The sequence below is a fragment of the Prescottella equi genome (assembly GCF_002094305.1).
GTDB classification, from domain to species: Bacteria; Actinomycetota; Actinomycetes; order Mycobacteriales; family Mycobacteriaceae; genus Prescottella; species Prescottella equi.
In genome coordinates this window covers 557,562-580,680 of sequence record NZ_LWTX01000001.1, presented here as the reverse complement: position 1 = coordinate 580,680, position 23,119 = coordinate 557,562, and the positions used below count along the sequence as shown (strand labels likewise).

The window sequence follows — 23,119 nt, the reverse complement described above, 5'->3', positions numbered from 1 at the left end:
TTCCGTGCTCGATCAGCCGATGGGCGCGATCGGGTCAGGTTCTTCGATCACCACCATCGCGCCCGCGACGTCGCCGTCGTGGGTCAGCGACAGGTGGATCTTGGCGCTCGGCAGGAACTCCGCAGCCTCACCGTGCAGCTTGATGGTGGGTCGACCCCAGGCGTCGTTGACGACCTCCACCAGCGCGTAGGCGTTGTCACCGACGGCCGGCGGGCGAGCGAACCGCGATGCCGCCCAGGCCTTGATGACCGCCTCCTTCGCCGCCCAACGGACCGCGTAGTGCCGCGCCGGGTCGGTACTGCGGGACTCGCAGTACCGACGCTCGGCCGGTCGGAAGCTCGACAGCATCGCGGTGCCGGGTCGCTTCATCTGCTCTTCGAACTCAGAGATCGTGACGACGTCGAAGCCGATTCCGAGAACCGCCATCACTGGCACCCGGGCTTTCCGGCGCGGTACACGTGATCGGTACCCAGGCGCGCCTCCTCGGTGAGGAGCATGTCCGCCTCGAGCTGACGAGCAGCCTTGGCGGGCACCGCATCTCCACCGAATCGGCGGTCTGCGGGACGCTCGTACAGGGCCTCGCCACCGCACATCGCCGACGCCAGTCGGCGCTGTCCGTCGATGGTGCGCTGCTGCGCCTGCGCCAGGTACGCCTCGCGCTGATCCGCCGGGATCGACTCGACGAACGCCTGCGGGTGGACCACCGCGATCAGACCCGACACGTGACCGAAGCCGAGGCTGGTCAGCAGGCCTGCCTTGAGCGCGAACTCGTTCCCGAAGCGCAGCGGGGTCCGCGGCCACACCAGGTGCGAGAACTCAGCCATCTTGTCGTCGACGCAGTCCAGGCTGCGGTTCGGCGGGATGACGCCCTGGCCGAGGACCTGGCACAGGCCGATCAGCTGGAACGCCGCCGCGCCACCCTTGGCGTGACCGGTGAGCGTCTTCTGCGAGATGACGAACAGCGGGGCACCCTCGCTGCGGCCCAGGGCCGCCGCCAGTCGCTCGTGCAGTTCGGCCTCGTTCGGATCGTTCGCCGCCGTCGAGGTGTCGTGCTTGGAGACCACCGAGATGTCGTCGGCAGTGATACCGAGCGCGTTGAGCGACAGCGCGAGCTGCGAATCCTGTCCCCCGCGACCGGCGCCGAGGGCACCGATGCCGGGAGCCGGGATCGAGGTGTGGACGCCGTCGGCGAAGGAGCCGGCCCACGCGACCACGCCGAGGACCGGCAGGCCCATCTCGAGCGCGAGATCACCGCGAGCAAGCAGGATCGTGCCACCGCCGGCCGACTCCACGAAGCCGCCGCGACGTCGATCGTTGGCCCGCGAGAAGCGGTTGTCGGCAATGCCCTTCGCGGCCATCTCGTCCGACTTGGCGGTCGCCGACATGTCGCCGAAGCCGACGATGCCCTCGATACCCAGGTCGTCGAAGCCGCCGGCCACGACCAGCTTGGCCTTGCCGAGCTTGATCTTGTCGACGCCCTCCTCGACGGAGACCGCGGCCGTGGCGCACGCCGCGACCGGGTGCACCATCGCGCCGTAGCCGCCGACGTACGACTGCACGACGTGCGCCGCAATGACGTTCGGCAGGGCCTCCTGCAGGATGTCGTTCGCGCGGGACTCGCCGAGCAGTGTGTCGATGTACAGCGAGCGCATCGACGTCATGCCGCCCATGCCGGTGCCCTGCGTGTTGGCGACGAACGCCGGGTGCACCCAGCGCAGCAGCTCGGACGGGGTGAAGCCGCCGGTGAGGAACGCGTCGACGGTGGTGACGATGTTCCACAGCCCGACGCGGTCCACGGAGCCGGCCATGTCGGCGGGGATTCCCCACTTGGTGACGTCGAATCCGGTCGGGATCTGGCCGCCGACCGTGCGGGTCAGCTTCACCTTGCGCGGCACGCGGATCTCGGTGCCGGCCTTGCGGGTGACGGTCCAGTCGCCGCTTTCCGGGTCCACCGCCGCGACGGTGTTCTCCGGGTCGGAATCGACGAACGCACGGGCCTCCGCCTCGGAGCCGACCACGAAGGACAGGTCCTTGTCGATGAACACCGACGTCAGCAGCGGCGCCGTGTTGTCGACCATCGCGCCCTCGTCGCCGTAGGTGCGGATGCCGCAACGCTCGACGACAGCGTCGTGGTAACGCTCGGCGATCTCTTCCTCGGGAACCAGATCGCCGCTCTCGACGTCGTACCAGCCCGGCTTGGGATCGTTCTCCCACGCAACCATTCCGGTGTTCCACGCCAGCTCGAGCACGCCGGCCGCCGACAGCTGCTCGTCGACCTCCATCTCGAAGCGGGTGCGCGCGGAGCCGTACGGGCCGAGCTCACCGGCGCCGACGATGACGACCAGGTCGGCCGGGTCGACATCCAACTCGGGCCAGGACGGGGCGTCGAGCGCGTCGAGGATCCGCGGCGGAGCAGGCAGGGCGGCAATGGAATTCGCGTCCTTCGACGCCTCGTCCTCGGCCTTGCCCGCAGCCTCGGCCGCCTCGGCGGCCTCCTTCGCGAGCGCCGGCAGGTCCAGGTCCACCTCGGCGAGCCCGCCGGTGAGATCCACCAGGCGCGGCGCGTCCGCAGCGGCGCGCTTGACCTCCGGGGTGCACGAGAGCAGCAGTTCGGTCGCCATCTCGTCGGTGGACCAGGTGCGCACACCCTTGGCCTCGACGGCCTCGACCATCGGGTCGTTGCCGCCCATGAGGCCGGTGCCGCGCACCCAACCGATCAATGCGTGGACGAGCGTGACCCGCTCGGCCCACGTGCGCTCGGCCGACCAGCGTCCGACGACCGCATCGAGCGCCGCCTTCGACTCGCCGTAGGCGCCGTCGCCGCCGAACAGGCCGCGGTTCGGCGAGCCGGGCAGCACGACGTGCAGGTGGGTGTCGACGTCACGGTCGTAGCCGATCTGCGACAGTCCGCCGATCAGGCGCTCCACCGACCACAGCAGGACCCGCATCTCCATCTCGGCGCGGGCACCCGCGTCGGACAGCTCGCCGGCCACTCGCGGTGCGGCGAACGGGAACAGCATCGTCGGCGTCATCGCCTCCTTGACGAGCTTCTTCGCGCCACCGGCCGTTTCGGTCTGGACATTGCCGACCCACTCGACCAGCGCGTCGACGTCGCTGTACGACGCCATGTTCGCGGGCACCACCCACAGGGCGGCACCGGCGCGGGCGTTCGCGGCATAGAGCTTGCGGTAGAAGCCGAGTCGGTCGCTGTCGAGGCGCGAGGTGGTCACGACGACCGTCGCGCCGCCGCCGAGCAGCTTGCCGGCGACCGATGCGGCGATCGAGCCCTTGCTGGCACCGGTGACGACCGCGATCTCACCGGTGTACTGCCCGGTCTCCTCGATCGGGGCGACCGCGACCTTTGCGATGCGGCCGTACAGCTCGGCCAGCGTCGTGCGGCCCTCCGCGGTGGCGCGCTGCTGCCACCACTGCGCGTGGGCGGCCACGGCGGCACCGGCGCCGTCGAAACGCTCGACGGTCAGGTCGATCTCACCGGTCCAGCCGCGTGCGAGGTCCTCGCGGGCGGTGGCCCAGCGGTCGTCGATCAGGACGGCCTTCTTGGCGTCGAACGCCGGGGCGACCAGGCGCGGCCAATCGGAGCCGAGCTCGGCCGACACGAGGTCGACGAGCGCGGTGTCGTCCGCGGCGACCGCGGCAGCGGCCGACTCGCTGAAGCCGAGCTGCTCGAGCACCAGACGTGCGGCCGAGGCCAGCACGCCGTTGCGGCCGGTGATGGCCTCGGTGAACTCACCGAGCGCGGCAGCGTCGACGGTTCCGCCCGCTCCCCCGCCGGCAGCCGGCATGGAGACGGCCACGCCGCGGCGGGATGCGACGGCCTGGACGGCGGCGTCGACGAGGGCGTCGACGGCAGCACCGTCGGCGACAGCACCCTCGTGCAGCCCGCCCATCGCGCCACCGCGGACGCTCGAGCCGTCACGGGTACCGAGGGCCACCTCGGCGGTCACGTGGGTGGCCCAGCCGTCGCCGAGCTCCCAGACCTTCTTGACGCGATCCGCGATGGCGGCCGGACGCTTACCGGACGGACCGAAGACCTTGCGCAGGTGATCGCCAATCGAGTCGGACAGCACCGGGCCGAACGGCTTGTACGTGCGGGCCAGGCGATCGACCGTGACCGCGAGCGATCCCATGTCGGCGTCGGCGGCGCCGTCGATGGCACCGAGCGACAGCTCCGACCCGAGGTCGACGAGCAGCTGGTTGCGGCGCGAGGACACGCCGTCGCACAACGCCTCGATGGTGTCGGCGGGACCGATCTGGTCCGGGCGCAGCTTGGTCCAGAGCGCGATGAGCACCTTGGTGGCGTCGGCGGCCTTGAACGCGATGTCGTCGGGGCGCGGACCACCGGTGGGTGCGGCCGGGGCCGCGACGGGAGCAGCAGCAGCCGGAGCCGCGGCAGGCGCGGCACTTTCCACGGGCTCGTCGTCCTCCACCGGCGCCGGATCGACGTCGGTGCTGTAGACGATCGACGCCTCGCGCTCGATGTTGAGCACCTCGACCTTGGTGTTCGCGTGCTCGTCCAGCTTGAGGGTCTGCGACGCCAGGTTCGCGACGGTCGGCGTGGCCCCCAGACCGATCTCGACGAATCGCTCGACACCGAGTCCGCCGTCGGCCTCGTCGGTGAACAGCAGGTCCTGCGTCTCGATCCAGCGGACCGGGCTCGCGAACTGCCACGCCAGCAGCTCGACGAGGATGACGCGGGTCAGCGCGACGGGACGCTCGCTCCAGCTGTCGAAGTCCGCCAGTACCGCCTGCAGCTGCTCGGACGGCACCAGGTCGGCGATCTCCTGGACGAAGTCGCGACCCAGGTTGAACAGCCGGGGAACGAGGTTCGGGATGTAGCGGCCGATCAGCAGCGACGGGTCGATGTCCTGCGGCAGCAGCTCGTCGAGCTTGGCGCGGAAGTCGTCCACGCCGCCGCGCAGGACGGTCGAGTGGAACGGCACGTCGATGCCGGGCACCAGGATGAACGCGCGCTTGCCACCGAACGCCTCACGGCGGATGTCGATCTCACGCTCGAGCGCCTCGAGCCCCTTGACCGTGCCGGCGATCGCGTACTGCGAACCCTTGAGGTTGAGGTTGACGATCTGCAGGAATTCCCCGGTCGCCTCGGCGACACCGCCCACGAACGCCTGCAGCTCGTCGTCGGCGACGCCGATCTGCGACGGGCGGATCGCGGCCATGCGGTAGTCGCTGCGGCCCGCACCGTCGCGGGGCACCAGTTCGTGCATTGCCGATCCACGCTGGAAGACCACCTCGAGGAGCGCCTCGAGCGGCAGCACGCCGGCGACCGCGGTGAGGGCGTTGTACTCGCCGACCGAGTGACCGGCCAGGTAGGAGCCCTCGACGAACGCGCCGGACTCGCGGAGTTCGGCGACCTGCGCGACACCGAGGGTCGCCATCGCGACCTGCGTGAACTGGGTCAGGTGCAGCACGCCGTCCGGGTGCCGGTGCTCCACCCCGCGCGCCTTGACGAGCGTCGGGTTGTCGCGGACGACGGCCAGGATCGAGAAGCCGAGTGCCTCGCGGGTGTGCTTGTCGGCACGCTCCCAGACCTCACGCGCGGCCTTGCTGCGCGAGCGGGCGTCGAGGCCCATGCCCGGGCGCTGGATGCCCTGGCCGGGGAAGGCGTACACGGTCTTCGGCGCCGCTGTGCGACCCGTCGCGACCATCACCAGGTCACCGTCGACGCGGCAGCCGACCTCGACGATCTCGTCGCCGTGATCGGTGGCGACCCGGTCGACGCGGACGTCGATCTCGGCGCCGGGGCGGACCATCCCGAGGAAGCGGGCGGTCCACGCGGTCAGGCGACGGGTCGGCACCTTCGATGCGGGGTCGACGGCGACGACGGCCTGCTGCGCGGCGGCCGACAGCCACATGCCGTGCACGATCGGGCTGCCCAGACCGGCGAGCAGCGCCGCGGCGTCGGAGGTGTGGATCGGGTTGTGGTCGCCGGAGACGCGGGCGAACGCGGCCATGTTGCGCGGCGCCACCATCTTCAGATCGCGGCGGCGACGACGCGGGGTTTCCGCGACGTCGGCGGACAGCGATCCGCCGGCGCGAGCCGGATCGGCCAGCTCGCCCTTGCCGGTGCGGCCACGAATCGCGAAGCGCTCGGTGAGCGTCGCGACAGCGGGAGCCTCGAGGCCCTCACCGAGCATCGCGCCGACCTCGACGCGGACCTCGACGACACGACCCATGTCGGTGTCGATGACATCGCCGGCCTCGGCACGGACCACGAGAATGCTCGTCTCCGTGGGCAGTTCGCCGACGAGGTCGACCGCGTGATCGAGGTGGACCAGGTCGAGCATGCCCTCGATGACGTGCACGCCGGACTCGGTGGTGGCGGCGCCGAGCGCCGCGAACACGGCAGGCCAGCACGCGCCGACGACGACGTCGGGCACGGCCTTGCCGCTGGTGCTCACGGTCTGGGGCAGGCCCACACCGGTCACGCCGGCGTGGTCGGCGACCAGATCCGGGGTCCACGCCAGGTTGATGTGCGCGACACCGTTCTTCACCTGCGGAAGCTCCTGCCCCGCAGCGACACCCAACAGTGCCGACATCGACGCCTCGGCGTCGGCCTGGGTCACGACGGGGGCGCCGCCGTCACGGACGGTGACGGGCACCGTGATGCGGATCTCGACGGCCTTGCCCTGCGCGAGCGGCACGGTCAGATCGACGTGCTCGGCGTCGGCGACGACGAGGCGGGCGCCGGTCTTGTCGTGGCTGGCGACGGTGTCGGACTCGATCGTCCACTCGTCGACGGCGCCGAGACGGCGAACCGGGTTCTGCGTCAGGCGCGCGGCCCACAGGACGTCCGGGGCGGTGAGGACGGCGTCGAGCAGTCCGGTGCCGAAGCCGCCGTGACGACGACCGGCGATCGGGGTCGGGGTGGCGCCGGCGGCGACCAACTCGTCCGCGGTGGCCTTCTCGAAGCGGTCGAGCAGCTCACCGACCGGCTCGTCGACGCGGGTGATGCCGGCGACCGCGACGGTGCCGGGAATGATGCACACCTGGTCGGCGGTGTAGCGCGGGTCGTGGGCCTGCCACAGCGAATCCGAACGCCACCAGCGTCGGACGTCACCGTCGACGACGGGAACGAAGTTGACCGGCTTGCCGGGGGTCTTGCACAGCGCGACGAAGAACGGGACGTCCGCCGGGTGCAGCACCGTGGTGGCGTAGTCGGGGTACGCCGCCTCGAGAGCGCAGAGCGCTGCGAAGGGCTGGTCCAGCGTCGCAGGATCCGCGAACAGCGTCTGGATGGGGCCGCGGTCGTTGCGGTGCAGTCGGGCCTCGGCGCGCTGCAGCATCTCGCCGAAGCGATCCCGCCACGACACGTCCAGCCACACCGACTGCGTGGCGTCGACGATCGCGTCCTGCACGTCGCCGCCGCAGTCGAACGCCTGCGCGGAGTCGACGCCCACGGCCAGCTCCAGGTAGCGGCGCAGCCACTGCTGGTAGGTCATCGAGGCGACGTCGCCGAAGTACGGCTTGGCGGTCACGTCGAGCGCGGCGATGATCTCGTCGCGGCGGGCCGCGACGGCGTCGGCGTCACCGGCGACCTCGTCGAGCAGACGGCCCGTGCGCGACGCGGCGTTGTCGATCTCGTGGATGTCGGCACCGAGCTGGCTGCGGCCGGAAGCCATGCCGCCCTGCGCGGTTCCCGCACCGACCCAGTCGGGGGTGCCGGGGGTGTCGACGAGCATCTGCTTGACGTCGGGCGAGGTGGTGGCCTCGAGCGTCGCCATCGCGGCGGTGCCGACGAGGATGCCGTCGAGCGGCATCGCCGGGAACCCGTGCTCGGTGGCCCAGCGTCCGGTCAGGTAGTCGGCGGCCCGCTCAGGGGTGCCGATGCCGCCGCCGACACACAGCACGAGGTTGTCGCGGGTGCGCAGCTCGGCGTACGTGGCGAGCAGCAGGTCGTCGAGGTCCTCCCACGAGTGGTGGCCACCGGCGCGGCCGCCCTCGATGTGGACGATGACCGGGAAGTCCGGGACCTCGTTCGCGATGCGGATCACCGAGCGGATCTGCGCGACGGTGCCCGGCTTGAACGCGACGTAGCTGAAGCCGGCCTCGGTCAGCTCGTCGATGATCGTGACGGCTTCGTCGAGCTCGGGGATGCCGGCGGTGACGACGACGCCGTCGAACGGTGCGCCCGCGGCGCGGGCCCGCGGGACGAGGCGCTTGCCACCCACGTGCAGCTTCCACAGGTACGGGTCCAGGAACATCGAGTTGAACTGGACGGCGCGGCCCGGCTCGAGCAGCCCCTTCAGGCCCTCGACGTTGTCGGCGAAGATCTGCTCTGTGACCTGGCCGCCACCGGCGAGCTCGGCCCAGTGGCCGGCGTTCGCGGCGGCAGCGACGATCGCGGGATCGACGGTGGTGGGGGTCATGCCCGCGAGCAGGATCGGCGAGCGTCCGGTGAGCTTCGTGAACGCGGTCTCGACGGCGACGCGGCCGTCGGGCAGGGTAACGGCCTTGGGCGCGAACTCCGTCCACGCCCGAGCGACCTCGGGGGTGGCACCGGGGGTGAGCAGGTTGCGGTGGCCACCGCGGGTGGAGGCGGCGAGGATGCCGACGCCGTGGCCGCGCAGGCCCGCGGACGTCATGCGGGTGAGCAGATCGCCGGGTCCGAGGTCCAGGATCCAGCGAGCGCCGGACTCGACGGCGCCTTCGACGGCGTCGACCCAGTCGACCGGGTCGACGAGGACGGCCTGCGCGAGCGCGCGCACCTGGTCGGCGTCGAGACCACAACGGGTGGCCCAACCACCGATGATGTCGACGGCCTCGGCCAGCGCGGGGTGGTGGAAGCCGATCTCGACCGAGAGCGACTCGAAGACAGGCGAGAAGACTGCGCCACCACGGGTCTTGGCATCGCGTTCACGGGCCTCGTCGGCTGCGATCTGCTCGCAGCGCTGCTGGACCCGTGCGAGCTGAGCCGGCGGGCCCGACAGCACGACGCGACGACGCCCGTTGCGGATCGCCAGGACGGCGGCGCGCTCGGCCGTCTGGCCCTCGGCCAGCTCGGCGACGATGACGGCCAACCGCTCGGGGTCGACGTTGGAGACGGCCAGCATCGGCGAGCGGTCGGCACCGGCGATGATTCCGCGGCGACGGCCGACGAGACCCGCAGCGGCACCGATGAGCTGGGCGGTTGCGAGCAGCGCGCCGTCCGCGGCACCGCCGCCTGCGACGGCAGCGGCGGCGATCAGGCCCTGCGAGTGGCCGATGGTGGCGGCCGGGGCGTTCACCGCGGGGTCGAGGCCCTGCTGCTGCAGCGCGCGCAGCGCGGCCAGCTGGGTGAGGAAGACGCCGGGCAGCGAGACCGCGGCCGACGTCAGGGCAGCCTCGGACGGTCCCGCGGGCGCGGTCTCGTCGTCGGCGAGTTCCTGTTCCAGAATCCACGCGATCGGATCGAAACCGACCGGGCGGACGACGAGGAGATCCTGCGCGACCGGCTCGAGCATCGCGGCAGCCTCGTTCACGAGCTCCGTGAGCGTCGGCTCCAGACCGCTGTCGCGGGTCAGTTCGGCCAGTGCGCTCAGCCACGGGGCACCCTGCCCACCGAACGCGAGCGCGTACGGCTCGCCGGCACGCAGACGGTCCACGAGGGGTCCCTGCGCCGCGGAGCGGACCGGAGTCCGATCAGCACCGAACTGGCTCTGCTCCTTCGAGGTTCGTCCGTTTCCTGCAGTGTCGTCGATCGTCACTGAAGTTGTGTCCTCTCCTGGTTCCCTCACGGGAGGTAGGTCTTGGTCGGCCGCCCTCGGCAGAGCTGACGCGTGGCATCCCGAGACACCCACGGCACCCCTCGAATTCACTTCGGAATCCAGCGAATCCGGGCGTGTAAAGGTTGGCACAGAATCATGAGGAAAGCCTCACGTTTGTCCGCCGACCCCGTTCCTACCAGCGAGTATCGAGTGACATTGCGCACACCGTCGCCCTCAAGTGACTCGCGAGTAGACCTCGTAACCGCGGGTCAGGTGGCATGCGAGGACGTCCACAAACCTGAGGGAACCCTCACGTTGATTGTTACCAATTCGTGATCACCTTGACGGCGGCGCCCAGACGTGCGGCAGGCGCTGTCGGACCGTCCCCGTTGTCGGAGGACGCCGCTACCGTGCGACGCGTCAATCGAAATCCAGGGGGGATTCATGACCGACAATCGGATTCGCGCACTCGTCGAATACATCGGCACCGCGCTGCCGCCCGACCGCTCACACTGGCCGGCCGGCTGGCCACGCGAGGCCGAAGCAGCGCTGCTCGACGCGATCTTCGCGGCCCGCGCCACCTACGGCACCCCGACGTCCGGCGTCCGGCGGGTCGTCGCCAACTGGCGCGCGCACCGGAAGCACGAGCTCGACGATCTGAGCGCGCTGGCTGCCTTCGCCGACGCCCCGGACCACCTCGCGGAAATCCTCGACAACCGGCAGCGAGTGCCGGGCAACCACACCACCAAGGCCGAGGCGGCGGCCCTCGCGGCGGCGGCATTGATCGACGCCGGAATTCCCGGCAGCGAACGGATCGGGGACGGCCGACGCGCGCGGGAGGCGATCACCGCGGTTCCGGGACTGGGGGGCGCCACGTGGGAGACCTTCGTCCTGCAACTCGGGCTCGTCGGCCCCGCAGCGCTCGGGGCAGTGCACGGGTTCGTCGCGCAGGCGCTGGGCCCCGCCGAACCACCCGTGAGCGAGGCATGCGCCCTCGAACTTCTCGCCTCCGCATCCGAGACCGAGAACATCCCACCGGCCGCCCTCCTCAACGCCGTGTGGCGGTACGGACGAGCCCGGTCGATCAGACCGAAACCGTTGTCCGCGTAGCTGAATCACCTCGCGGGTGCGGTCGGCCGGTCCTGCGGTTCAGGACCGGCCGGCGGTGGCGTAGGCTGACATCGCTCGCGCGAGTGGCGGAATTGGCAGACGCGCTGGATTTAGGTTCCAGTGTCTCAGGACGTGGGGGTTCAAGTCCCCCCTCGCGCACCACGGCGGCCGTGTCGTCGCCTCTACGCCACGTCCTCTGCGGCAAGGGTGGCGAAGGATCGGCGCAGGAGATCGACTGCGTCCACCCCCTCGGATTCGGCCCAGGTGCTCAGGGCGATGTCGAAACAGGCGAGTGCGGACTGCACGAGCGTCTGTGCCCGAAGTTCCGCATAGTCGCCGTTCAGACGTGCCTCCACAACGGGAACCAACATCTTCGCCCAACCCAGGTGCTTCTCGAGGTTTCGGGCACGAAGTGACGCGGTGCTGGTGAGCACCCGCATGGTCCGCTTGCTCCGCTCCTCCTCACCGGCGTTGCGCGGGCGAGACAGCAAGGCTTCGAAAGCGATTCGCAACGAGACCAGGGGCGGTTCGTCGGTCGGGCGCGAGGCAAGCCCGTCGCGGACGAATTCACCCCAGCGAGTCAGGTCCCCGATGACCGCATCCTCCTTGGCGGGGAAGTACCGATGGAAACTCCGCGCGGAGATCCCGACCTCGGCAGCGATCTGTTCGACGGTGACGGACTCGAAACCGTGCTCGGCGAACAGGTCGATCGCGACATCGGATATGCGCGTGCGCACAGCTTCACGGGTGATGTCGCGCAAACGCGGGGCGGGTGCCGGGGAACTGTCCACATCGGCAGCATACATGGACAAACTTGTCAGCCTCTGACACATTGGTCTGCAACTGCCAGCGAGGAGGATCCATGGAAGAACGCACACTCGGCAAACAAGGACTCACGGTCTCCGCCCTGGGCTACGGCGCGATGGGCACGGCAATCGGCTACGGCCCGACCGACGACGTCGAATCGATTGCCGCGATCCGTGCCGCACACGATCTCGGCGTGACGATGTTCGACACCGCCGAGATGTACGGCTGGGGCGAGGGCGAGAGGTTGCTCGGCCGCGCCTTGGCTCCGGTGCGTGACGACGTCGTGATCGCCACGAAGTTCGGACTCACCCGGTCGTTCGGGGTCGACTCGCGTCCCGAACACATCCGCGAGGTCGTCGACGCCAGCCTGCGCAACCTCGGCATCGACACGATCGACGTGCTCTACCAGCACCGTCCGGACCCGACTGTGCCCATCGAGGACGTGGTCGGCACGATGGCGGAGTACGTCCAGGCGGGCAAGGTTCGGTATCTGGGTCTGTCCGAGGCCGACGAGGCGACGATCCGCAAGGCGCACTCGGTTCATCCGATCTCGGTCCTGCAGAGCGAGTATTCGATCTTCACCCGTGAGGTCGAGTCGCTCTTCCCCGTGCTCGAGGATCTCGGTATCGGTTTCGTCGCCTACTCGCCGTTGGCCCGGGGGTTCCTCAGCGGCGCTGTCTTCTCCCGAGACCACTACGACGCGAACGACTTCCGTCGACACCTGCCGTGGTGGGACCCGCAGAACTTCGATGCCAACCTCGCGATCGTCGACGGCCTCGACGCTCTGGCCCGTCGAAAGGATGCCACTTCGGCCCAACTGGCGTTGGCCTGGCTCCTGACCCGTCGGGACTACGTGGTCCCGATCCCCGGTTCCCGCAACCCATCCCGGGTCGCACAGAACATCGCCGCCTCGGACCTGGTACTGGACGCCGAGGATCTGCGTGCCGTCGACCGTGTCGCCGGCGGAGGCGGGATCGGCAACCGGAACTGAGCATCGCCGTCCTTCCCTACGATGAACGGATGGCACGGACACCGGACAGTTCGTCTCCGCACGTGGTCACCTACGACGGGCTGCCGGCATCCGCCGGCGGCGCGCACTCGCTGCGAGCCAAAGATCCCGACAAGGCATTCCGGCGGGTTCGGAGCTTCGTCGAGGAGTGCACCGCACAGGCGTCGCCCCCGTCGTGGGTGTTCCGGGTCGCGGCCGGTGGCCCACCCGCAGCGACCGAGCACCTCGTCGCCCTCGCCACCGACCGTTTCGGCGGCCCCCGTCACCGCGCGCGAACCCACACGGAATGGAATGTCGCGCCCGGCGCCGTGGACCACGCCCTCGACATGCTGGGAACCGCCGGGCCCGACGCGGTGACGAGCCACGGGCATTCGCTGGCCGCGCTGACCTGTGGCGTGCGTGTCGATCTACTCGACCCGCTCGCCCGTGCCCCGTACCCCGACATCACCCCCGATGCCTTCGGCCGCTTCGCGGTCGACGGGTACGGCCGTCTGCTGGGCGCCTCCGGCGTTCGTGCAACCGTCGGCACCGCGGCGTCCTCGGTGTCGCTGTGGCTGAACCTGCCGGCCGACGACCGTCTGGCCCCAGCCGCGCGTCATCTGCAGGACCACCTGCCGTTTCGTCTGTCCGCGAAGCACTGGCGCCTCTGGCAACCGACGCGCAGCGGCGACGCATACCGCTCCACGAAGATCCCGTCGCCGGTGCACACCCGCGACTGATCGGCGCGTCGCGGTGTCCGGTCAGCGCCTGTTCTGCCGTTCCTGCGCGAGCGCGCGCTGCTTCACTGCCGTCTCCCGGTCCAGCCCAGCGAACACGAGATGCTGTTGCGCGTAGGTCCAGATGTTGTTGCTCACCCAGTACAGCAGGATCGCGATCATCAGGAACGGACCGCCTACGAGGACGCCGAGCGGGAACACCCAGAGCATGAGCTTGTTCATGATCGCGGTCTGCGGGTTCGCCGATGCGTCCGGCTCCTGCCTGGCGACGGAGGCACGCGCATTGAAGTGCGTGGCGAGCGACGCGATCACCATCAGCGGAATCGCCACGGCCGCGATCGTGGCCACGGTCGGCACGCCGCCGTGCGCCGCGAAGGACTCGAGGGTGCTCTGCGGTGAAGTGATCGCGGTCGAGATCGGTGCACCGAACAGGCGCGCGCTCAGGAACGACTGCACGTCGGCCGGACTGAAGATGTAGTTCGCGGTGTTCGCGTTGTCCTGCGCAGTCATCCCGAGCCCACCGTGACCGGTTCCGGTGCGGTTGAAGGACCGCAGCACGTGATAGAGCCCGACGAACACCGGCGCCTGCACCAGCATCGGAAGACAACCCATCAACGGGTTGAAGCCGTGTTCCTGCTGCAGTTTCTGCATCTCGAGCGCCATGCGCTGCCGGTCACCGGCGTACTTCTTCTGCAATGCCTTGATCTGCGGTTGCAACTCCCGCATCTGGAGGCCGGTCCGGATCTGTCGGATCGCGGGTCCGAGCAGCAGCAGACGCAGGGTGAAGACCAGGAACATCACCGCGAGCGCCCACGCGAAGCCGTTGTCCGGACCGAGTGCGGCGCCGAACGCTTTGTGCCAGAACCACAGGATCGCGGAGACGGGATAGTAGACGAAATCGAGCATCGAGCACCTCTTCGCCGCGTGACACGACGACGGGTCGTATCACGCGGGTGTTTGTCGCGCCGGGGTCCTTCGGACTGCCACGGGCGCTGGACGGACAGGGGTCATCTGTGCGGCACAGCGAAGCTATGCGGCGGCGAGAGCCTGTCCGGGTGCTCGGGGACGACGGGGACGGCCGGGAGTGTTCGGCGCGCTCTGCCTGCGGAACGCGCCACGCAGGTGCCGCTCCTCGCGCGGTGGTCCGGCGGCCGGCGCCGCCAACCGGTGCAGTTGCGACAGCGCACCGTCACCGCTGACCGCGAAGATCAGCGCGATCGCCAGAGCAGTGCCCGCGAGGGCGGCGGGACCGTCGACGGCCGTCGTCGCGATCACCAGGGTCAGCACGCCGACCCAGGTGAGCTGAACTGTGTTCAGCCTCTCCGCGAGTGTCGACCGGAACGGTGCCATGACAGGCACAGTACCGGCACGGCGCCCACCCGGTGTCGATGCTGCAACCATTCCCGCGACACGCGAACTCCGCACCCGTTCGCCGCGCTAGCGTTCGGGGGTATCGCGGCACCACCGTCGCGACACCGTTCCGCGGCAGACAGGGGACGACGGTGTCCACACGTGTTCTCTCGGACTCGACCTGCACCCACGTCGTCGACGTGGCCGCCGAGAGGGTCGACATCACCGACTGGCTGTTCTCGCTACCCGAGGCCGAGTACCGACGATGCTGTCCCCCGGACCACATCACGAACGGCGTCGGCACCGCCGAGGACGGGCATCCTCTGTCCATCGGTGTCGAGACGATCGGCGACGCACTCCTGATCCACCACTTCGCCACCGAGGTCGTCGAGCCTCACCACTGCCGGATGCTGTCGACGTCGGACGTCGTGTCCGCGGAAGGCCGGACGACGGTGGACGTGACCTGGGAGTTGCGGGCCCAGCCCACCGGCGACGGTCGGTGCACCGTCACCGACCGGATCCTCGTCACCCCGACCGGGGACTACTTTGCCTTCATCGAACGACACGGGATCGTCTTCGAGGACGCAGCGGCCTCCTGCCACGCCGCGTGCGGTGACCACGTCCGGCGCGAGACTCCCCTGCTCGCTGGCAGCATCGCCCGCCGGGCGTCGAACTCGAACGGGCGCCACGCCGCCGACTCCACTGCTCCCGGGAAACTTCCGACGATCCCGGACAGCGACGGCGACACCGCGAAGGCCGTCGTCCGCCGGACCACCGAGCAGGTGCAGGGCGGTGGCGACTTCACAGTCTTCGACGAGCTGTTCGCCGACGACTACGTCGACCACACCCCGCAGCCGGGACTCACCCCCGACAAGTCCGGCACGAGACTGCTGTACCAGTCGATGCGCGCGGCCTTCCAGGACTTCCACGCCGAGATCCACTGGCAGACGGTCGACGGCGACCTGGTGACCACCTACAAGACCTACCGCGGAACCCGACGGGGGACGTTCCCGGGCGTCGAACCCACCGGCCGCGCAGTCACGTTCGACACCGTTGACGTCATGCGGGTGCGTGGCGGCCGGATCGTCGAACATTGGGGTGCCGCCAACCTGCTGTCGCTGATGGACCAGCTCGGCTGAGTCGACATTCGGTCGCGGACGCGAAGTCGACCTGAGCCGCGCCGACGAGGCTCCACCGCCCACCTCACGCTGCCCTGGCATCACACACCTTTTATCGGCATCACACACCGAATGCGCACGGAACGGGTGTGTGAACCCGACAAGTCGTGTGTGACGCCGGGGCAGCGAACTCAGGCCAGCGAACCCCGCGTCGTCACGACTTCTCCGCCGACCATCACGAGCGACGGCAGCGTCAGGACCTGCGGCCCGGTGCGCGGATCCTGCTCGTACACAACCAGGTCCGCGGGTGCACCCACCGCCAGTCCCCCGCCGCCGAGCCAGGCCTGCGCATTCCAGCACGCGGCGCCGAGGGCTTCGGTGGGTGTCATGCCGACCTTGCCGAGCGAGGCGACCTCGTCGGCGACGCGGCCGTGCCGGACGTGTCCGCCGGCGTCGGTACCCGCGTAGATCGGGATGCCGGCGTCGCGGGCGGCGCCGATAGTGTCGTTCACCCGCGCGTACAGGTCGCGCATGTGCGCGGCGTACACCGGGAAACGTGTTGCGCCGTCGGCGATCTCCGGGAAGTTGTCGATGTTGATCAGCGTCGGCACCAGGGCGGTGCCGCGCTCCGCCATCATCGCGATCGTGGCATCGGTCAGGCCGGTGCCGTGTTCGATGCAGTCGATCCCGGCATCGATCAAACCGGGGAGCGCGTCCTCGCCGAACACGTGCGCGGTGACGCGGGCGCCCTCACGGTGCGCGGCTTCGATCGCCTCGACGAGGACGCGGTCGCTCCACAGCGGGGCCAGGTCACCGACCTCGCGGTCGATCCAGTCCCCCACCAGCTTCACCCAGCCGTCACCGGCACGGGCCTGCCGCACCACCTCGTCGGGCAGCTGCGACTCGTCCTCCAGGTCGACGGGCAGGCCGCGGATGTAGCGCTTGGGCGCGGCGATGTGCCGTCCGGCGCGGATGATCCGCGGCAGTCCGGGGACCTCGTCGAGCGAGCGGGTGTCCACCGGCGATCCGGCGTCTCGGACCAGCAGGACGCCGGCCTCCCGCTCGATCCGGGCCTGCGCCAGCGCCCCGTCGAGGTCCTCGGCACCGCCGCCGTACCGAATCCCGATGTGGCAGTGCGCGTCGACGAGGCCGGGCAGGATCCAACCCTCGGTGCACAGGGTCTGTGCGTCCGGCACCGGCTCGTCGGTGAACTTGCCGTCCCGGATCCACAGCTCGAACGGCTGCTCGTCCGGCAGACCGGTGCCCCGCAGGTGGTAGGACGTCACGCGGGCCTACTTCTTGGGGAGCTTGAGCTGCGACAGGTCGATGCCGTCGAGACCCGGAGGCAACTGATCGAGGCCCTTGGGCATCTTCGACAGGTCCGGGAAGCCGGCCGGCATCCCGCCCGGCATGCCCGGCAGACCACCCGGCATCCCGGGGAAGCCGCCCTTGATCTTCGGCTGCGTCGGGCCCTTGCCGCCCTTCTTGCCCTTCTTCCCCTTCTTGCCGCGCACCTGCTTGCGCGCGCCGGGCATGCCCATGCGGCCGGCCATCGCGGCCATCATCTTCCGGGCCTCGAAGAAACGGTCGACGAGCTGGTTGACGTCGGAGACCTTGACGCCCGAGCCGTTCGCGATGCGCAGGCGGCGCGACGCGTTGATGATCTTGGGGTTCTCGCGCTCCGCGGGCGTCATGCCGCGGATGATCGCCTGGATGCGGTCGAGCTGCTTCTCGTCGACGTTGGCGAGCGCGTCCTTCATCTGTCCGGCACCGGGCAGCATGCCCAGCAGGTTGCCGATCGGGCCCATCCTGCGGACGGCCATCATCTGCTCGAGGAAGTCCTCGAGGGTCAGCTCGCCCGAGCCGATCTTCGCGGCGGTGGCCTCGGCCTGCTGGGCGTCGAACACCTGCTCGGCCTGCTCGATGAGCGTGAGCACATCGCCCATGCCGAGGATGCGGCTCGCCATGCGGTCCGGATGGAAGACGTCGAAGTCCTCGAGCTTCTCACCGGTCGACGCGAACAGGATCGGCTCGCCGGTGACCTCGCGGACGCTCAGCGCGGCACCACCGCGGGCGTCGCCGTCGAGCTTGGTGAGCACGACACCGGTGAAGCCGACACCCGACTTGAACGCCTCCGCGGTGTGCACCGCGTCCTGGCCGATCATGGCGTCGAGCACGAAGATCGTCTCGTCGGGCTGGACGGCGTCGCGGATGCCCGCGGCCTGCGCCATCAGCTCCTCGTCGATGCCGAGGCGGCCGGCGGTGTCGACGATCACGACGTCGTACTGCTTGTTGCGGGCCTCTTCGACACCGGCGCGCGCGACCTCGACGGGGTCGGCGGCCGAGATACCGAGCGGGTTCTCGCCACCGCCGATGGAGGTGCCGGGGTGCGGCGCGAACACGGCCGCGCCCGCGCGCTCACCGACGATCTGCAGCTGGCTGACGGCGCCGGGACGCTGGAGGTCACACGCGACGAGCAGCGGCGTGTGGCCCTGATCCTTCAGCCACTTGGCCAGCTTGCCGGCGAGGGTGGTCTTACCGGAGCCCTGCAGACCGGCCAGCATGATCACGGTCGGCGGCGTCTTCGCGAACTGCAAGCGACGCGTCTCACCACCGAGGATGCCGACGAGTTCCTCGTTGACGATCTTGACGACCTGCTGCGCCGGGTTGAGCGCGGCCGAGACCTCGGCGCCCTTCGCGCGCTCCTTGATCTTGGCGATGAAGGTGCGGACGACGGGGAGCGCGACGTCGGCCTCGAGGAGCGCGAGACGAATCTCGCGGCACGTGGCGTCGATGTCGGCTCCGGAGAGTCGACCCTTGCCACGCAGATCCTTGAGGGCTCCGGTCAACCGGTCGGAAAGGGATTCGAACACCGAATGCGCTCCTGAGCTCTGTGCTGGTCCGCCCGCAGGCCGTGAATAATTCTCGGAACCAGGGTAACCGTTCCAGCGCCCGCATCCGCGCGGCAACCCCGGAGGCGCGCGGCCGGTCGACGGCTCACTCCGTCGCCGGTTCCTCCTTCTTCGGCTCCGGCGCCGGTACGACCGACAGGATCGCGTTCTCGATCTGCTCCCGGCGTGCCCGCGTGCCGCCGCCCTCCATGCTGATGCAGAACGCGTCGACCACCGACGATCCGAGCGTGCTCACCCGCGCCCAGCGCACGTCGGCACCGTTGCGTTCCAGGACCCGGGCCAGCCGGCTGAGCATTCCGAGCCGGTCCTCCGCCCGCAGTTCGACTATCGCGTCGCCCTGGGCGTCCTCCCCGCCCACCACGTCGAACCAGATCACCCGCGGAGGCGCCAGCGCGTACTGCACCGGCACGGCCGCGACCGTCCGATCCTCGAGCACCTGGTTCTCGCGCACTTCGCGTTCCTTGGCGTCGAGTTGCTCGAGCACGTCGATCTCCCCCGCCATCGCCCGGATCAGCTCCTGCCGCAACAACCCCGCCTGGGGCGGCGCACCGAATCTCGGGGCCACGACGAACGAGTTGATCGCCGCGTCCCCGTGGCTGCCGAGCGAGGCCGACAAAACCCGCAGGGAGCTCAGCGCCAGCACCCCCGCTTCGTGCGACAGCAGCCCGGGCGTGTCCGGGGCGACGACGGTCACCACATAGGTGTGCGCGGCGGTCCCCGGGTCGAGCGCGACGTGCACACCACCCTGCGTCGCGACATCGATGAGCGCCGGATCGATCGGGTCGGGTACCGGCAGCTGATCGCCGGCCATCGCGAGCCGGCAGCGGCGCACCAGCTCGCCGATGAGCGACGACTTCCAGTCGCCCCACACCCCCGGCCCGGTGGCGAGCGAATCCGCCTCCGCCAGCGCACTCAACAACTCCAGCAGCACATGGTCGCCGCCGAGTTTGTCGACGACCATCTGGACGGTCGCCGGATCGTCGAGGTCGCGGCGGGTGGCGGTCTGCGCCAACAGCAGGTGGTGACGCACCATGCCGGTCAACAAGGCGATGTCCGACGGCCACAGCCCGAGCCGGGCCCCGATCTGACCCGCCAGTTCCGCGCCGACGATGCTGTGGTCCCCGCCGCGTCCCTTGCCGATGTCGTGCAGGAGCGCACCGAGCACCAGCAGGTCGGGACGTGAGACCCGCGTCGTGAGGGCACCGGCCTGGGCGACGGTCTCGACGAGGTGCCGGTCGACGGTCCACGTGTGCACTGCGTCGCGCGGCGGCAGGTCGCGCACCGCGCCCCACTCGGGCAGCAGCCGGCCCCACAGACCGGTGCGGTCGAGCGCTTCGATCGTCGGGATCGCCCGATGACCGGAGCCGAGCAGCACCAGGAGGTCACCGAGCGCCCCCTTGGGCCACGGTTCGCGCAGCTCGGGCGCGCTGTCGGACAGTCGCCCCAGCGTGGACGCGGAGATCGGCAGTCCCGTCGAGGCCGACGCCGCCGCAACCCGCACCACCAGACCGGGATCGCGCTTGGGTCGCGCATCGCGCGCCAGCACCAGCTCGCCCGACTGCTCCACGACCCCCTCGTCGATGGGCCGACGCAGCGGCACCCGGCGCAGCTTCGACAGCCCCTTGCGGGGCAGCGAGTTGCCGGCGGTGCGCAGACCCACGTCCACCGAGTACCCGATCGTGCGTGCGCAGTCGCTGAGCATGCGTGCGAGATCGAAGCGGTCTCCGATCCGCAGCGCCGCGCCGATCTCGTCGGCATCCTGCGCTCGCAGCTGGTCCCGCGAACGCCCGGCCACCCGATGCAGTTCGGTCCGGACGTCGAGCAGACGCCGGTGCGCCAGCGCGAGACCGCCACCGGGCGTGTCCGGGCCGAGCCCGGGCATCCCGTCGGTGAGCTGCGCGATGGACAGCGCGTTGAGGAGCTGGACGTCCCTCAGGCCACCACGGCCGTTCTTGATGTCGGGCTCGGCGCGGTGCGCGATCTGGCCGCTCCGGGCCCAGCGCGCCTGCGCCTGCTCGACGAGTTCGTCGAATCGCGAACGGATCCCGGTACGCCACTGCCGGCGCACACCGCCGATGAGTAGGTGACTCAGCTCGACATCGCCGACGATGTGCCGGGCCTCGAGCATGCCGAGGGTGGCGGTGAGGTCGCTCGCGGCCACCTGGAGCGCCTGCGGCACCGTCCGCACACTGTGGTCGAGCTTGATGTGCGCGTCCCACAGCGGGTACCACAGCTGGTCGGCGACCTTGGCGACCAGCGCGGGGTCGACGTCATCGTGCAGCAGGATCAGGTCCAGGTCCGAGTACGGCATCATCTCGCGGCGGCCCAGGCCGCCGACCGCCACGATCGCGAAGCCCGAGTCCGGCCGGATGCCCAGCTCGTTTCCCTTTGTGGTGAGCCAGAATTCGTGCAGGTCGACCAGTGCGTGTCGCAGTGACGGTGCGTCGAGGCGGTGGTTTCGAGTACCTCCCGCCAGGAGCTGTTCCCGCGCCCGGGCCAGATCGCGCGCGTCGTCGGTGTGGTTGGCGTCGGGTCCGTCGGACCCGGACGGCCCCGACCCCGTCGCCGTGATGGCGACAGGATCAGGGCCGTCGAATCCGGACCCGCGAGGGTCAGATCGCATCCCCGCCCCGTTCTCCGGTACGTACCCGGACGACCGATTCGACCGGCGTGACCCAGACCTTTCCGTCACCGATCTTCCCCGTGCGGGCGGCCTCGACGATGACCTCGACGACCTTGTCGACTACCGAATCCTCGACGACGACCTCGACGCGAACCTTCGGGACGAAGTCGACCGAGTACTCGGCGCCCCGATAGACCTCGGTGTGCCCCTTCTGCCGCCCGTACCCCTGGACCTCGCTGACCGTCATACCGAGAACACCGGCCTGTTCGAGTCCGGTCTTGACGTCCTCGAGCGTGAACGGCTTGACGATTGCGGTGATCAGCTTCATGACTCATGCCTCCCTGGCGGCAACAGTTGCGGGCGCCGGTACGCGCCCCGGGACCGGGCTACCTGCAAGTGCGACGAAGTCGTAGGCGCTCTCGGCGTGTTCGGCCTCGTCCACGCCACGAGCCTCGGCCTCGGCGCTGACTCGCAGTCCGATCGTGACCTTCACGATAAGCGCGATGACGGCCGTAGCGATGCAGGAGTACACGAGCACGGCGCCCGCGCCGACCGCCTGACGCCACAGCTGGTCGAGTCCGCCGCCGTAGAACAGGCCGTTGACGCCGGCCGGTGCAGCCTCGGTCGCGACCAGGCCGACCAGCAGCGTTCCGACGAGACCACCGACCAGGTGGACGCCGACCACGTCGAGCGAATCGTCGTAGCCGAAGCGGTACTTCAGGCCGACGGCCAGGGCGCACAGTGCGCCGGCGACGACACCGATCACGATCGCGCCGACGACGTCGACGGACGAGCAGGCGGGGGTGATGGCGACCAGGCCGGCGACGATGCCCGACGCGCCACCGAGCGTGGTGGCGTGACCGTCGCGGATCTTCTCCACCAGCAACCAGGCCAGCATTGCGGCGCAGGTGGCGACGACAGTGGTGACGAACGCCGCAGCGGCGACTCCGTTGGAACCGACGGCCGAGCCGGCGTTGAACCCGAACCATCCGAACCACAGCAGCGCGGCGCCGAGCATCACGAACGGCAGGTTGTGCGGACGGAAGGGCGTCTTGGGCCAGCCGCGACGCTTTCCGAGCATGAGCGCGAGGACCAGACCTGCGACACCCGCGTTGATGTGGACGGCCGTGCCGCCGGCGAAGTCGATCGCGCCGAGCTTGTTGGCGATCCAACCGCCCGTCTCGGCGGTGACGCCGTCGAACGAGAACACCCAGTGCGCGACCGGGAAGTAGACGACCGTCGCCCACAGGCCGGCGAACAGCAGCCAGGCTCCGTACTTCATGCGATCGGCGACCGCGCCCGAGATCAGGGCGACCGTGATGATCGCGAACATCGCCTGGAAGGCGACGAATACCAGTGCCGGGATGGTGCCGACCAGCGGGATCGCGGCGGCCGTGCCGGCCTCGGCGTCACCGAGGTAGTCACCCCCGAACAATCCCTTCAGTCCGAAGAACTCCGTCGGATCCCCGATCAATCCGCCCTTGTCGTCACCGAACGCGATGGAATAGCCGAACAGCACCCACAACACGCCGACGACTCCCATCGCGCCGACGCTCATCATGATCATGTTCAGCACGCTCTTCGCGCGGACCATGCCGCCGTAGAAGAACGCGACGCCCGGAGTCATCAAGAGCACCAGCGCGGCGCTCATGAGCATCCACGCGGTGTCCCCGGTGTCCGGGGCTCCGATAGTGGGGAAATCCACGGTGAGCCTCCTCGTCAGTCTTGTCGTTCTGATCAGCAAGACTG

The 23,119-nt window shown here is 69.9% G+C and carries 13 protein-coding genes, 1 tRNA gene and 1 pseudogene; 5 read left to right on the top strand and 10 right to left on the bottom strand.

Annotated features, from left to right (window positions below; all coding sequences use genetic code 11):
- Positions 1–12: 12 nt before the first annotated feature.
- Both acpS and A6I89_RS02830 read right to left on the bottom strand, forming a co-directional pair.
- Entirely contained in the window at positions 13–426 is a 414-nt protein-coding gene (acpS, locus tag A6I89_RS02835) for a holo-ACP synthase AcpS (protein WP_005512119.1), read from the bottom strand.
- Positions 426–9,725, bottom strand: a complete 9,300-nt coding sequence (locus A6I89_RS02830) for a type I polyketide synthase (protein ID WP_022596842.1) — start codon at positions 9,723–9,725, stop codon at positions 426–428. The genes acpS and A6I89_RS02830 overlap by 1 nt, the downstream gene beginning before the upstream one ends.
- Positions 9,726–10,169: 444 nt before the next feature.
- On the opposite strand from A6I89_RS02830, the gene A6I89_RS02825 reads away from it, so the two are divergent.
- Positions 10,170–10,835, top strand: coding sequence for a hypothetical protein (locus tag A6I89_RS02825; protein WP_022596843.1), 666 nt, complete (start codon positions 10,170–10,172; stop codon positions 10,833–10,835).
- A gap of 77 nt (positions 10,836–10,912) precedes the next feature.
- Positions 10,913–10,997 (top strand) — tRNA-Leu (locus tag A6I89_RS02820).
- Between the two features lie 20 nt (positions 10,998–11,017).
- Here the strand turns inward: A6I89_RS02820 and A6I89_RS02815 are convergent.
- Positions 11,018–11,626 (bottom strand): TetR/AcrR family transcriptional regulator, encoded by a 609-nt coding sequence (locus A6I89_RS02815; RefSeq protein WP_226347359.1) that lies wholly within the window; start codon positions 11,624–11,626, stop codon positions 11,018–11,020.
- A 71-nt stretch (positions 11,627–11,697) separates the two neighbouring features.
- Between A6I89_RS02815 and A6I89_RS02810 the strand changes: the two genes are divergently transcribed.
- A complete protein-coding gene (locus A6I89_RS02810) occupies positions 11,698–12,633 on the top strand; it encodes an aldo/keto reductase (protein WP_005512112.1) in 936 nt (311 codons plus the stop codon).
- Between the two features lie 29 nt (positions 12,634–12,662).
- Positions 12,663–13,370, top strand: a complete 708-nt coding sequence (locus A6I89_RS02805; protein ID WP_022596845.1) for a hypothetical protein — start codon at positions 12,663–12,665, stop codon at positions 13,368–13,370.
- Positions 13,371–13,414: 44 nt separating this feature from the next.
- Here A6I89_RS02805 and yidC read toward each other — a convergent pair.
- Both yidC and A6I89_RS02795 read right to left on the bottom strand, forming a co-directional pair.
- A pseudogene (yidC, locus tag A6I89_RS02800) lies at positions 13,415–14,273 on the bottom strand (membrane protein insertase YidC); the annotation flags it as partial.
- A gap of 123 nt (positions 14,274–14,396) precedes the next feature.
- The gene (locus A6I89_RS02795) at positions 14,397–14,717 is read right to left on the bottom strand and encodes a DUF6412 domain-containing protein (RefSeq protein ID WP_022596847.1); all 321 of its coding nucleotides are present in this window, start codon (positions 14,715–14,717) and stop codon (positions 14,397–14,399) included.
- A 152-nt stretch (positions 14,718–14,869) separates the two neighbouring features.
- Between A6I89_RS02795 and A6I89_RS24755 the strand changes: the two genes are divergently transcribed.
- Positions 14,870–15,856 carry an ester cyclase gene (locus tag A6I89_RS24755; protein WP_022596849.1) on the top strand — a complete coding sequence of 329 codons (987 nt, stop codon included), beginning with the start codon at positions 14,870–14,872 and terminating at the stop codon, positions 15,854–15,856.
- Between the two features lie 170 nt (positions 15,857–16,026).
- Here the strand turns inward: A6I89_RS24755 and A6I89_RS02785 are convergent, their stop codons facing one another.
- The 5 genes from A6I89_RS02785 to A6I89_RS02765 all read right to left on the bottom strand — a co-directional run bounded on the left by A6I89_RS02785 (position 16,027) and on the right by A6I89_RS02765 (position 23,075).
- Positions 16,027–17,121 carry an amidohydrolase family protein gene (locus tag A6I89_RS02785; protein WP_022596851.1) on the bottom strand — a complete coding sequence of 365 codons (1,095 nt, stop codon included), beginning with the start codon at positions 17,119–17,121 and terminating at the stop codon, positions 16,027–16,029.
- Between the two features lie 6 nt (positions 17,122–17,127).
- Positions 17,128–18,708 (bottom strand): signal recognition particle protein, encoded by a 1,581-nt coding sequence (gene ffh / locus A6I89_RS02780; protein WP_013416574.1) that lies wholly within the window; start codon positions 18,706–18,708, stop codon positions 17,128–17,130.
- Positions 18,709–18,832: 124 nt separating this feature from the next.
- Positions 18,833–21,370 (bottom strand): [protein-PII] uridylyltransferase, encoded by a 2,538-nt coding sequence (locus A6I89_RS02775; RefSeq protein ID WP_022596854.1) that lies wholly within the window; start codon positions 21,368–21,370, stop codon positions 18,833–18,835.
- The gene (locus A6I89_RS02770; protein ID WP_005512103.1) at positions 21,360–21,698 is read right to left on the bottom strand and encodes a P-II family nitrogen regulator; all 339 of its coding nucleotides are present in this window, start codon (positions 21,696–21,698) and stop codon (positions 21,360–21,362) included. The genes A6I89_RS02775 and A6I89_RS02770 overlap by 11 nt, the downstream gene beginning before the upstream one ends.
- A 3-nt stretch (positions 21,699–21,701) precedes the next feature.
- Entirely contained in the window at positions 21,702–23,075 is a 1,374-nt protein-coding gene (locus A6I89_RS02765; RefSeq protein WP_013416576.1) for an ammonium transporter, read from the bottom strand.
- Positions 23,076–23,119: the final 44 nt, after the last annotated feature.

Excerpts from the sequence above, each read along its gene's own strand:
- acpS (WP_005512119.1), bottom strand. The coding sequence starts at position 426 with ATGGCGGTTCTCGGAATCGGCTTCGACGTCGTCACGATCTCTGAGTTC.
- A6I89_RS02825 (WP_022596843.1), top strand. The coding sequence starts at position 10,170 with ATGACCGACAATCGGATTCGCGCACTCGTCGAATACATCGGCACCGCG.
- A6I89_RS02810 (WP_005512112.1), top strand. The coding sequence starts at position 11,698 with ATGGAAGAACGCACACTCGGCAAACAAGGACTCACGGTCTCCGCCCTG.
- A6I89_RS02805 (WP_022596845.1), top strand. The coding sequence starts at position 12,663 with ATGGCACGGACACCGGACAGTTCGTCTCCGCACGTGGTCACCTACGAC.
- A6I89_RS02795 (WP_022596847.1), bottom strand. The coding sequence starts at position 14,717 with ATGGCACCGTTCCGGTCGACACTCGCGGAGAGGCTGAACACAGTTCAG.
- A6I89_RS02775 (WP_022596854.1), bottom strand. The coding sequence starts at position 21,370 with ATGCGATCTGACCCTCGCGGGTCCGGATTCGACGGCCCTGATCCTGTC.
- A6I89_RS02770 (WP_005512103.1), bottom strand. The coding sequence starts at position 21,698 with ATGAAGCTGATCACCGCAATCGTCAAGCCGTTCACGCTCGAGGACGTC.